At 60.1% G+C, this 12,822-nt stretch carries 7 protein-coding genes; all 7 read right to left on the reverse strand.

Features of this window, described 5'->3' with window-relative positions; genetic code table 11:
- Positions 1-50: 50 nt before the first annotated feature.
- Positions 51-1,220: a DUF5309 family protein gene (locus WC683_08710; protein ID MFA4972682.1), complete on the reverse strand. Its 1,170-nt coding sequence runs from the start codon at positions 1,218-1,220 to the stop codon at positions 51-53.
- A 20-nt stretch (positions 1,221-1,240) separates the two neighbouring features.
- Positions 1,241-2,005, reverse strand: coding sequence for a hypothetical protein (locus WC683_08715; GenBank protein ID MFA4972683.1), 765 nt, complete (start codon positions 2,003-2,005; stop codon positions 1,241-1,243).
- A gap of 12 nt (positions 2,006-2,017) precedes the next feature.
- Positions 2,018-10,693: a transglycosylase SLT domain-containing protein gene (locus WC683_08720; protein MFA4972684.1), complete on the reverse strand. Its 8,676-nt coding sequence runs from the start codon at positions 10,691-10,693 to the stop codon at positions 2,018-2,020.
- 9 nt (positions 10,694-10,702) lie between these two features.
- Positions 10,703-11,017: a hypothetical protein gene (locus WC683_08725; protein MFA4972685.1), complete on the reverse strand. Its 315-nt coding sequence runs from the start codon at positions 11,015-11,017 to the stop codon at positions 10,703-10,705.
- Positions 11,008-11,820 carry a hypothetical protein gene (locus WC683_08730; protein ID MFA4972686.1) on the reverse strand — a complete coding sequence of 271 codons (813 nt, stop codon included), beginning with the start codon at positions 11,818-11,820 and terminating at the stop codon, positions 11,008-11,010. Before WC683_08730 ends, WC683_08725 begins: the two co-directional genes overlap by 10 nt.
- On the reverse strand, positions 11,817-12,095 hold the full coding sequence (locus WC683_08735; GenBank protein MFA4972687.1) for a hypothetical protein: 279 nt from the start codon (positions 12,093-12,095) through the stop codon (positions 11,817-11,819). Before WC683_08735 ends, WC683_08730 begins: the two co-directional genes overlap by 4 nt.
- Positions 12,096-12,287: 192 nt before the next feature.
- A partial coding sequence (locus WC683_08740; GenBank protein ID MFA4972688.1) for a hypothetical protein occupies positions 12,288-12,822 on the reverse strand: 535 nt, incomplete at its 5' end.

The raw sequence follows: 12,822 nt of genomic DNA on the forward strand, positions 1-12,822 counted from the left end.
AGAACCTCCAAGGGGACGGGGGGAGGGTTGCCCCTCCCCCAGGGGAACTGCTAGAGGCCGGTGGAGAGGGTCGTGTAGACCTTTCCGTGGGCGAGGGTGCCGTGCTGCACGACCAGGGAGAACTCGCCGTTGATACGGAGAGCGCCCGCGATGTCGGCAGCGACCGGTACGTCATACTCGGTGAACGGGTCAAACTCGTAGACACCGATGTAGTCGGGGTCGAGCAACCAGAGGTAGTCGTAGTCCATGTGCCGGTTCGAGAGCATCTCAAGCTCATGGTACTGAGTGACGATGTTCTCAAGCCGCATACCCAGGCTGTTCTCGTCCTGGCTTACCCGAACGAAGCTGGAGCTATCCAGCAGGTTACGGATGCGAGCCGCAGTCTGAGGGTGGCACATGAGGATACGGGGGTTGCCGCCGTCCAGGTAGATGTCCTTGGAGAGGTCGTCAATGTTGGCCTTGGTGATCGTGGTAGCAGACGTGGTGTAGTTGCCAGCCGTGGTAATGAAGGCACCCAGGGAACCGGCGAACCGGGCCGTGGTGGCCGAGCCAGCACTACGCAGGTCGTTGTTCTCCAGGATCAGGGCCTTCTCCAGCGAGCGCCAAAGCTCCAGGAGCTTCTTGTCTCGCTGGCGGGCCAACTCGTCGGTCACGCCGTACTGAGCCAACTTCTGCGCTGACCGAGTAACCTTGACACCATCCTCAAGAATCTGAGTGTAGTTGTAAGGCTGGTCAACGGTCGTGGTAGGCCCGTAGGTAGTATCAGCACCTTCGATCCTGGCGTTACTGACGATGTAGATAGTGGCATCGCTGGCGTGGGTAGCCTGGGTGCCGCTAACATTTCGGGTAACGGTCAGGGTGTTGGTGCTCTGGGTGATGGCGCTTACCCAGATGAACTCGGAGTCGATCTTGATGAGGTCGCCAACGGCGTAGTAACTGCCGTCGCTCACCGTGATCGTGGTGCTGTCCGAGGTGCAGGTGGACGCCATCGTGCCAGACGTGGCGCGGAGATCGTCTTCAATCCACTCGATCTTCGTGCCCTTGGCGTCTCTACCGGCGCTGACCCGAAACTTCTGGTTAGCAGAGCCGGGCGGGAACTTGGAGAGGAACGGCGTGTCGGTGGGAGTAATCATCTGAATGGCATCAGCGATTACTCTCTTGCCGAGGTTGGTGTCCGAGTACGTGGTGCGAGGCTGGTCAGCCCCGTATCCGATAGCCATTGTGGCCTCCGGTTATGATGCTAGATGCGTAGGCCCCGGTCTCTAAACTGCTGTCTGATTTGGACTTTGTGGAGTCCGGTGAGTGCCTTGTTGACCGCTTTCTGGTACTCGTTGTACAGCACTTCTTGGTCGGCAGGGCGGGGCATAGGCTCCCCACCGGCCAGGCGGTCGGCCCCGGTAGTGCGGCGATCCTGTAACTCCTGGCTCTTTGCCAACTGACTCGCCTCTGCCTTCAGGCGCTCCGCTTCCTTCTTGGCTTCCTCAACGGCCTTGCGGGCCTCCTCTAACTCGCGCTGGGCCTTCTTCCTGCCCAGGTTGGCGCGGAGGTCATCAGGGCCACGACCGTAATCGGCTTGGTCTAACTCGGCGGGCTTGAAGCCATACTCATCGAGGATGTCCCGCATCATGCGGTAGGCCCTCAACTGCTGTACTTCTCCCTCAAGCTCTCCCACGGTCTCGTTGATCGTGCCATCGTCCACACCCTGCGACTGGAGGCGGCTACGGGTGTTGGCTATAAGGCGTTCCTTGCTGGCAATCTGCTCCGCTTCCATCGCACGACGCTGGGCTTCTTGGGCAGAGCGGCTTAGTTCAGCCACCTTGCGCTGCATGTTGGCGTCGTACTTACGGAACTCTTCGAACTTAGAGAGGTCTACGGGTTCCGGGGCGGCAGGAGTTTCGGAATGCTGCTCTCCACTCTCGGCTACGGTGGGCTTAGGCTCGGCTACGGGTTCTTCCCGCTCCGTCCCAATCACTACCGCTCCGTCAGCGGTGGGCTTATCGGGCATGTGGTATTGCTCCTATTGCTTCGTTCTGCTGAGGGCAGCCAGGACTACGCGCTGCCATAGGTCGGAGTCTTGCATTGCGGGGCGTCGTGAGGTGTTGGCTCCCCGGAACGTGTCGGGGGAGAACCAGGGGCCGGTGTATCTATACCCACTCCCCCCGCTCGTCCCGCCACCATCGGACGACCCGCCCCCACCACTTCTGGGGGCATACGTCCACCCCCTGGCGGCGTATTCGGCTAGGCTGGCGGCGGTCTGCGGGCGAAGGTAATACTTGGCCCATATGGGATGCTCTTCGGCGTATTTCGCTTGGGCTTGCCGATAGGCCATAGTCCCCGGCATAAGGTTCTCTGATGTTTCCTTCCATTGCTCCTGTTCGTCTCTGGCTTGCGAGTATTCCTTGGGGTCGCCGAAGGAGAGATCGGGCAGGGCCGCCTTTAGTTCCTGCATCCGTTTCAGGGCGGCCTCTGCGGTCACGCCCTCGCGGGTGGCGGGGTCAAGCCACTGCTTGATCGTGGGATCGTCGTAGAAGCCGCTGTCTTGCAGCCTCCAGCCGGGGGCAATCTGCTCGTAGTAGAACAGCCATTCCGGCGTGCTGAACACGTTGAACCGATCGTCCTTGAGTTGGTTACATGCCTGCTCCACTCCGTTTTCGCACATCTGGTAGAGCCGGTTCCGCTCGGAACGGAGCGCGTCCATCTCCGGCGCGGCTCGCTCAAACTGTTCTTCGGTGAAGTCGAAGTCCCAGAAGGACTTCTCCCCGGTCGAGGCGGACGGGGTTCCTAGTTCAGCGCCCCCATCCCCCGCAGCCATAGGTTTGCCATCACTTCCTCCTGGGCCTTGTCCAGGAGTTGCAGGAGCGACATCCACTCCTGGGGCTGCAAGTCCAGGTCTATTAGGTGGTAGAGTTGTAGTGGCTCTCCCTGGTACATCAGTAGGAACTTCGAGTCCTGTGGTGGCTCCGCTGCTGGCCCCGGCCCCGTAGGTTTCCTCGTATTCAGTACCTGGCAGTCCGGTACGGGTAGGCTCTGATTCTCCCATTTGCCAGGGGGAGGTGACGATGGCGGGATCTCCACCGCTGGGTTCGGGGGCAAGGGTTTGGGTGCCCGGCGCTTCGCCTTCCTGTGTGCGATACACATTAGGATCAACGCCACGCTTAGCAGCTTCACTAGCGACGTACAGCGTCCAGGCGAGCAACAATTCGTTAGGGATTTTCTCATAGTCTCTAGTATCCTGATTGCGGAAGAAGCGAGTGAAACAGCCCTCGCCCTCTTCGTTCAGTTCGCATCCGGGGATACCCATGTCCGCGCCCATAGCGTCAAGGTCTTCCGCTAGGTCAACCTTGGTCTGGGCCATCCCGGCATCGGTGAAGGCGTTGTAGAGATTCCAGAGATTGTCAGTGGCCTGGTCGCGGGGAACGTCCCCGTAGTACCACATCAGGAGCGGGTCGTTCTCCATGTAGGCTTCTTTCCAGTCAAAGTATTCGTCAATGACTGGATACTGCTCTCGCATCGCCTTGCGTGTGGATTCGTCAGCCGCCCAATATGCCTCCAGTATTCGGTCGAACTCGCTCTGTGCGGGCTGCCCCTTGCCCTGGCGCATCATGTTCAGAGCATCGGTAGCGGAGATGGCGTCGGGACTGCCGAACTTCTCTGCTGTAGCGGCCTCTAGTCCATTCCAGGCTTCCTTGACCGCCTGCCATTCCTCGAACATCTCTTGGTCGGGGGGTGGGTACTTGCTGGAAAGCGCCGCCATAAACATTGTAACGCGAGTGCGTTCTTCTACTGACAACCCAGCGATGCCAGGCCCATCCTTGTCCAGCATTCGCTCTAGGATTGCGCCCGTCTCATCGTCACCGTACTTGGCGAGCGCCACGTCCCGTTGTCCAGGTGGGATGGAGTTCCACCAGATGTCGCGGATGTAGGCAGTCTCGGCCTCGTCCACTTCGGAGCGAGCGATATCGGCAACGCGATAGTGGTAGTGAGCGGGGTCGTTATAGAATTCGGAGAGGGCCTGCCTGAACTCCTCGTCGGTCATGTTGGCGGCCTGAGCGTAGAGAGCGTCACGGTCGGCGTAGAACTGGTCTAGTTCCCTATCGTAGCCAGAGCGGCCCTTGACGCTGAAGCTGGTGAAGAAGCCCAGGATGTTGAACACGCTGCGCTGGTCGGTCTCCGCTTCGAGCGCCTTGCGGATAATGGGATTATCCGTTTCGCCACGGGCATAGGCTATGGCCGCCTCTCTCGCCTCAAGCGGAGTGATCTCCCCGCTCATGGCCAACTTGCCAATCTGGCCACCAATCCTGCGAAGGGCGTAGTAGTCGGCTCCGGTGAACGGCGTCTGTAACCCCTGTCGCCAGTGCCAGGGCACCAGTTCGATACCCCAGCCATTGTTGAGGCCCATCCAGGCAGTGATGTCACGGAGTGCCCGCAGTGCGGGGGCGGGGTAGCCCATTGCCGCCTTAGCGGCTTCGGCGTCGCCATCAGCGGCCTTGGCGGCGGCATAGGCAGCGATGATGCCGAAGTGAGCGTTGAACCCGTACTTCTCCACGAACTGCATGTACTCGCCCAGGTAGCGATCTATGCCTTCGCCCTCTAACTGGCGAGGCCGCTCGAACGGCTCCCTGTTCATGGAGTTGTAGGGGTTGATCGAGGCTTCTAGGTCAATAATCAGTTCTTCGGGAAGCCAGGGTATCTTCGTGTTATCAATGACGATCTTGTTCCGATACCACTCTGGCAGGTCTTTGTTTTCCTCTTCCAGCCACCGCTTGTAGCGCAGGTACTTGGCAACCAGACCAGGGTGCTGCATCACGCGCAGGGGCAACTTGGCGTAGGTGCGCGTGCTCCAGAAGGGGTACATCAGGAGCAGGGACGCCAACTGGTCAGCAGAGGTCTTGCCGTCGTAGTTATGGTATGCGAAGTGGCGGGCGTGCTCGCCGTAGTTGGCAGCCACCAGGCGGTTCTTGTTGAGGAACTTCATGTACTCGGCGTAGTTCTCGCGGAGGTACTTCTTGGCCTCGTCGGTAAGCGGCTCCACTTTGCTAAGGCCAGGACGGCCCTTCAGGCGTTCGGCCACGTCATCCAGGAACCGCTTCGTGTGCTCGACCTGGCCCTTGATGCTGGCGAGGTCGAGGGAGCCGGTTTCGTCGGCGATGGCACCGGCGACGCCACCCCGTTTTGCAAGGTCGGGGTATTCCCTTAGCACATTATCCGGGACAGGATAGCCCTTATTAATGGCCTCCCGTATCAGTTGCTTGTGCATGTTGAGGTCGTCGGCCTTAAGTTGTTCCCACCCTGCCTTTGTCTTGACTGGAGCCTGGAGATCGTGGAATCGGCGATTCCACTCCATTGCGGCCTCGACCTGGGCCTCCTCAACACCATAGAAGTAGTTATTGTCAAGGCCCATCTTATTGCTGTCAATCCGCATCTTACCGTGGAAATCGTTCCATTCCTTACGGGTCATCTGCCACGGCTCCTTTAGCCGCGCATCTGGCCCATAAACCCTAGCGAACTCAGACCCAGGGGTAGGCAGCACGTCAGTTGCCGCAGCCGCTTCAGGCACGGCCCCCGCCGCTTCCTCAGCGCGAGCCGCTTGGGGGGCGGCTTCCGCTGTCTCCGTGGCGGCCTTGGGCGTGCCTAGTTGTTGGCGAAGCGCATCTCTCGTTTCAACAGAACCAGTCTTGAACTCCTGAAGAAGCTGCTGAATCTGGTCTTCCGTTGCAGAGGACAGGTAAGGGTTAGCGCGAAGCGCAGCCTCGAACGAAGCAAGTTCCTCAGCATCTTGAACCGCAAGCCGTTCTGCGACAGTTTGCGCGCCCTGAGTGCCAGCCTTGGGCGTAGGCGCGGCGGCAATTGGCTTGGATACGTCAGTGCGGGAGTTGAATGTGTTGACTATCTTGGCGAGTTCGTTGGGGTCACTGGCGGCCTTGGCCAGATCAGGGTAGGTGGCTAGAACGTTGGGCGGCACCTTCTCGCCAGCAACAAGTGCCTCTAGGACAGCGCGATAGTGGGAGTCATCCATCCAGTCAAGGTCGCCTCCCATAGGGGCGCCCGCAAAGGAGGCCCCAGCTTGTGTCGCTTTCCAGTCCTGGCCTGTGTAGTATCTACGCCAGCGGTAATAATCTTCCCACTCAATCGTGCCGCGCTTGTTTTGCGGGAACTTCGCCTTCATCTCATCAGCGAACTGTCGTGCCGTTAGGCCGCGCTTGATTGCGTCATCGGCAGCGTCGCGGAAAACCGGCGCTTTGTTGCTAAAGTCCAGCCAGTTTTCATCATTGTACGCGCCCGGCCTGGCTGTCTTAGCCTGGTGAAGTTCAGTGCGTGTCATCTCCCACGGTCGCCTCGCGACAGCCTTGGGCGTAGGCGCGGAGGCAGTTGACGTACCCACGGCAGCCTTGCCCGCGCTTGGCGTGGTCGGCCACTTTCCAGTGACCGACTTGTGCCAGTTCATGTATTCCTGGTACGCCTTGTTTAGTTCCCGACTACCTTCCTTGGCAGCTTTAGCCCAGGCGTTATCGGCATGGATGAACATGCCGTTCACTTCTGGAGTACGCCCATTCTTGGCAAGGGCGTCCTTGGCGTCATCCCACACCTTTCTCGCGTGGGCGAAGGCCGTATCCGCTTGTTCTTGGGCTGACACTAGGTTGCCCCAGATACGCTCCGCTTCAGCAGACTTGGGTAGGTTGGCAATGTCCTCTGTCGCCTTTAGCACCTTAGCCTTGGCGTCAAGGTAAGGGCGGTATCGCTTGGCGTGGACGTTACTACGCCACTGCAACCGATTTTCTGGGATGCCCTCTGTCCCGGTCGCCTTGGGCACGAGTTCATCTAGTTCTGCAATATGCTCGTCTAACGCCTCAGCGCCCATCTTGGCCGGATCGTAGGTCTGCGGATTCTTGCGAATCTGCTGGATCGCTTGCCCTTCAGCCGAGTCTACGCGGGGGTTGTCCTTGAGGGGGTGCTTCTCGACGTAGGTGTCCAGCGTCTTGTTCTGCGCCTTGCGGACGGCGGCGCGAGCGGTGTCGTCAGGGGCGTCAAGAATCTTCTTGAGTTCTTCTTCGACGTTGAGGTCGTAGGCTTGCTTCCAGGTGGCGGGGCCAAGTATGTCGTCCACCTTGGCGGTGCCATTGAACACCTTAGCCATCTCAGTGCGGAACTGCTTCTCGCTCAGGCTCCGCTCGCCGATGTGGCGTAGGTAGGCTTCCTGGGCGGGGGTGAACATGCCCTTGGGGGCGGCGGCCAGGTAGTTGTCAATCGCCTGTCGGTTCAGGTTACGCAGCGTGCGACTGGCGGCTTCGGTGTACACCTTCTCGCCACCGAACCGCTCGACGTGGGACTGAATGCCCATGATGCCAATGTCGGAGCCGCCAGCGCCCACCTGGCTTCCAATAGGAGCGGCCTTGCTCACGCTTCGTGGTTCGATGCCAAACTCGTCAATGAACTTCCGCACCGACTTCGCGGAACGGAACGGGTTGTAGCCGTCAATCAGGGAGATCGCGGCGTCGGAAGTGATATTCCGCATGAGCCAGCCGGGGTTGAGGCCCATGTGCCCCGTAACCAGGGTCTTCATAAAGCCCTGGTAGAAACGGTTCCGCATGACGGGCCGCAGACCCTTCTCCAACAGGTTAGCCGAGGACTCTGGTACGAGTCCGTCTATAGTCTTCTGGAGAAGGCCGAACGCTTCTTCCTGGACATACTCGCGCAGGTCAGCCCCGGCCAGCCCGTGTACTTTCGCCCCTTGGTCGGCGATTCTGTCTAGCCGCTTGGCCAGACTCTCTGCCGGTTCGGCCCGCTTGGCTGTATTGAGTTGCCGCCGCAGCCGCTTGACGTTCTCCAACATCTCGTCGGTGGCGGTGCCTGCCGCCTTGGCGGTCTTGTACCGCTGGACGGCCTCGGCCAGATCATCGGCGTACCGCTTGACTCGTATTTCCTTGACGCCGAATCCGGCGTATTCCCGCAGGATTGCTGCTCCTTCTAGCATCCCCTGCGACTTGGGAAGGCCACGCTTGTTGAGGAAACCAACGGGGTCGGCGGTGTAACCGGCCAGAAGTCGAACGTAGTCCTCGGCGGTCTCGGCTCCGTCGGTCGCCATCTGCATGGACACGCTGAGTTTGTTGATCATCTCGGCTCGACGAGCGTCCACGGTAGCGCCGGGCATGATGGTCGAGATGGCGCTGCGCTTCTGCCCACTTCTAAGGATGTCATCGTGAACAGCGTCGAGCGTTTTGTTTGCGTCAGCGATCCAGTAGTTCTTGCCCCGATTCATAAAGCGGTTGTAGACCGCCTTGCCGGGGGCCTCGAACAAACGCAGGTTGTAGAGGTCAAAGGGAATCTGGCCCAGCATCTCGTTACCAAGATTCTGGTACTGAGCCGCCTTCTGAATCGTCGCTTCCCAATCGCCCGTATCCACGCCCAACAACTGCATGTAGGTGAGGGCGGTCAGGCCGGGGCTAGTCCAGTAACCAGCCCGTGCCGCTTCCCAAGCCGCCGCCCGCTTGGTTGGGTCAATCGCTACTTGGCGAGCAGCCTCCAACGTAGGTGGAGCCGAGGTAGCGTTCTCCAGTTCTTCAGGCGAGTAGAAGCCGCCGACAAATGCCTCTAGTTGCTGGATACCTGGGACGCCGCTCACGTCTACGCCCAAGGCGGCTTCGTAGCGAGCCTTCTCTTGAGCCTCTATCTGCTGCCAACGATAAAGCGCCTGGCGGTATTCGGGCGTGTCCTCTAGCCCAGCCGCCCGCAAGTCGAATACTTGCTGGCGGGCCGCCTCCATGTCGCTCCACCGCTGCAACTGCTCCGGTGTCATTTGGGCGATGGCAAACATGCCAAGGATTTGTTCTGGCAAGAAGCCACCCTGAGAGAGGGCGGTGAGGGCTGCCTGGCCTACTCCCCCCAGCGTAGGCATCGTGACCTTGGGTAGAGCGTTACTGGCCGAGGCGGCCAATTCCTGTACCCACTCTCCGATGATGGGCGTGTTGGCGATGCTGTTGCCTACCGCCTTGCCAATCTCCGCAATGGCGAAAGCAGACGGCCCAACCACCATACCAACACCCCCGGCGGCAAGGGCGGCTGCCCCACCGAGGATTGTTGCTGCTCCGTCCGCCCCTTCGGGTGTGACGAATAGGTTCTGGTTGGGTAGGTCTACCCTGGTGTTGCCTTGCCCCCACATATCGAGGGCAGCTTGCTTGGCCGCTTGCACTTCAGGACGATTGGCGGCAACCTGTGTCAACTGAAAGTCGGCGTCGTTTCGCAGCCCCAGCATCCGCAAGGCGGTCTGGCGCTGCATATCGCTAGAGTTGGGGTCGAGATACAGCCGTTCCCACACCACGCCCGGAGCAGGACGTTCCTGCGTGTCGGGAGACTGGCGCATCCGGTTCAAGGCTTCAGTGGGAGAGACAGGCCCAGGCTTTTTAGGCGTGGCCCAATCTGTGACCGCTTCCCGATACAACTGCTCTAGGTTGCCAGGCTCGCCCATCGGAGCGTTCGGGTCTATCGGCGATGGGGGCAGGTTTTCTATTGCCTCGTTCACCCGCCCGATACCACGTTGCCGAGCGTCAAAGCCCTGGTTCCAGCGGTCTATCGCCGTGCCCGCCGCTTGGGGGTAGGCGTTGATGAGGGCGTTGATGATAGCGCCAAGGGTCTGCTGCGTCGGGTCTTGCGCTACGGTCTGCCGTCGCGTGCTGGGCTTTATCGTGCCCGCCAACGCCGCTTGCGCCTCTGGTGTGGGCTTGTACAGACCGGCCCTGGTCAGGGCTTCGTAAGCCTGCGGGCCGGGCTCAAAGGTTTCGGGGACTTCCGGCTCTGGCTTAGTCTGGCCCCCGTCCTCGCGCATCATGTAGGCGTTATCGGGATTCGGTTCGTTGTAGGTGGGCTGAGGGGCGGGCGAGCCGCCCCCATAGCGTTGCGCTCGCTCGATCACGGGCGCGGCATACTTGGACGTGTCGTAGCCGCCGCTGTAGTTGGTCAAGGCGGTAACGATATCGCCGTTGGCAGCGTCTAACTTGCGCTTGAAATCCGCGACGCCTTCTCGGATATTTACGGCCACATCAAGAAGTTCTGCGGACGTTGGGCGGTCGTCGAACATGCCGTTGTACCTATCAGATACGTCAGACGGCATGATCTGCATAAGGCCGGTAGCCATCGTCTGTGCGTTGACGGCTGTGGGATCGCCGCCCGACTCCTGGTCTACGATGGCTCGCAGGATGGGATAGTATTCCCCGATGCCCTGAGCCTCGGCTTCCTGGCGCAGAATGTCTTCCCAATCGGCTCCAGTGCCACTCGTAGTGCCCCCGGCCTTGCCCACGCCGAAGCGAGCCATCTGTTCCCAATACGGAGCCATGATGTCATACTGCTTCTGGGCTACAATGTCATTGAAGCCAGGCGTGTTGTTGGTCTTGGCTCCCGTCTCTGGGAACGCCTTGTTGATGGCCGCCACGGCATAGGGCCAATACTGGCCGGTATCGCCTAACTCGTCAGGGCGGTAGTAGTGGGACACCCACTCCTGCTGGGTAGGGCCACTGCCACGCCCGGAAGCAACGCCTCTAGACCACTCTCTATTCGAGATAGCCTGAGCAAGGCTCTCGTCCTGACCGCCGCCAGGATAGAACCCATGCTCCAATTTGTACTTGTGCGCCCACTCGGTGAAGCCAGGATCGGCTTCCTCCATGGACTGCCAAGCTTCCTTACTCTCCCACCAATCAGCCACGCAAGGCTCCTACTGCGGAAGGTAATGCCGTGCGATTACGGCGTTGTCTAGTAGCAATTGTTGGAGTCCAAGCGACAGTACCTCGACTAGGGCTTCCCGGTCGGGGGCTTCCTGGTAATAGGGGCAGCAGAACTCCAACATGCCGTGCATGACCTCGTGCATGAACACCGACCAAGTATGCTCATCGTGAAAGCCGGGACGGATTCTGATGCGGCGCTCGGCGTACTCAATCTTGCCGTCAAGCCCGTCCTGAATGGTAGGATCGTAGGCTACCGAGAAGGTGGCGGGGCCGATGCGAACGCTTTCAGGCAGCATTACATCCATCTTGTATTTGGTCTGAGTTTCCGTCCCCAGGAAGCAAGCGCAGCGTTCTCCTGGTCAGTGGCCATCTTCTCTCGTTCGAGCGTGGCCTGGGTGTCGCGCCACTTGTTGAGGTCGGCCTGCTCCTGGCTCTTTAGCCCAAACTCATCGCCCCACTGCTTCTCGCTGGTGTCCTGCTGGCGAGTGGCCAAGTCCATCGAGAACTGATCGCCCGTCTTCTTCCAGTCGAACTCGTTGCCCCACTGGTAGGCGTTCTGGTTGAACTCGTTCTGCCACTGTTGGTACGCCTGAGCCATCTGCGTCCAGGGCATCGCCTGCTGGTTGAAGGCGATGGTCGCCTGCAACTGCTCTGGCGTCATGTTCTGCCACTGCGTTACATCCCAGGGAGCGTTATTGAACCAGTTAGGCATCTCGTAAGCGGGCATCTCGGAGTAGGTAGACCCGTTGACGGAGTTGGTCTGTTGCGGCCCGCCCCACCAGGGGTAGTTAGATTGGGTGCCGGTGAGGCCGCCAGGGAACGAGGCGCCACCTGACTGAGCGGACATGCCCATAGCCTGCATCGGGTTCACAAAACCACCCCCCTGCTGCCCATACACCTGTTGTCCCATCATGTTGGGCTTCTGCCGCAACGGCTGGCCCCCGCCCTGCTGCCCCATCATCTGCTGCCATTGCTGCATGTATGCGGGATTCTGCTGTGATTGACCATAGTACGGTAGTTGCCCTTGGGCCGCCTGGCCCCACGGGCTCTGTGGCTGTTGCCCCTGCTGGTAGTTCATCCACTGGTTATTCATGGGGAACTGGCTCATTTCTCACCTCCAAACTGCTTGATTAGTCTAAAGAGTTCCTTGCCAGGGTCGGTGTTAGGCGGGGCGTTGCGGGCGATCCACGTCAGCACTTTGTCGGTCTGGTGGGTGAGGAGGAGCGGCTTGATGCGGCTGTCAAACATCTTCTGCTGGTCTTCCCTGGACAACTGCTCGGTCAGTGGCGTCTCCATGCGGGGAAGCCCGTCTACCGTCTTGCGTATCTTGTCCTTGGCAGTCTGGGTTGCTTCTAGGTACTGGTCAGGCCAAGCTTTAGCCATCTAGCTCACCAAGTGCCTCACGGATGAAGTCGGTACTGATAATCACATACACCGGCTCTGGCCCAAGCGCCCGGCTGGTAAAGATGAGTGACGGGTTGTCGCGCCAATACCCCACAAAGTCCACCCCCTCAAGCCATCGCTGAACGTCGGTAGCCTGGCTTAGGGCACTCACTTCTTCGTTACTCAGCATTCTCATCGTCTAGGCGCTCCTGGCGGCATTGGGGGCATGGGCGGGCCGCCTTGCGGCATCATGCCTGGCGTGGGCATTGGGCCGGGAGAGCCGCCCATTGCCTGCGGACTCATCAGGTTCGTGGGCACACCGGTGGGCATCCCCATCGGCTGACCGGGCATCCCACCCGGTCCCATCGCCGCCTGTCCGGGCATACCACCTGGGGCACCAGGCGGCATCCCGCCGCTCTGCATCATCGCCTGCATAATCTCAGGCGGCATCCCTTGAGGAGCGCCCGTAGGCGGCTGCTCAGGAGCGGGCTGCTTCGGTTCCGGTAGCCCATACTGGCGAGCGGCGAGAGTAGCAAGGTACTGGCGCATCTCGTCCTGGCGCTCAACGTACTCCACCAGGATCGCCTGTTCCTCGCGTTCGGGGTCTTCGATGTCGAAATACTTCTCCTGGATGGTGCGGCGGCTGAAGGGGCACTTGTCTTCCATGCCCAATAGCTGCATCCCCATCTGCTGCTTTCTCATCTTGTCGGCGGCAGTTTCCGTGTCC

Source organism: bacterium, assembly GCA_041648665.1.
Classification (GTDB): Bacteria; UBA10199; UBA10199; order 2-02-FULL-44-16; family JAAZCA01; genus JAFGMW01.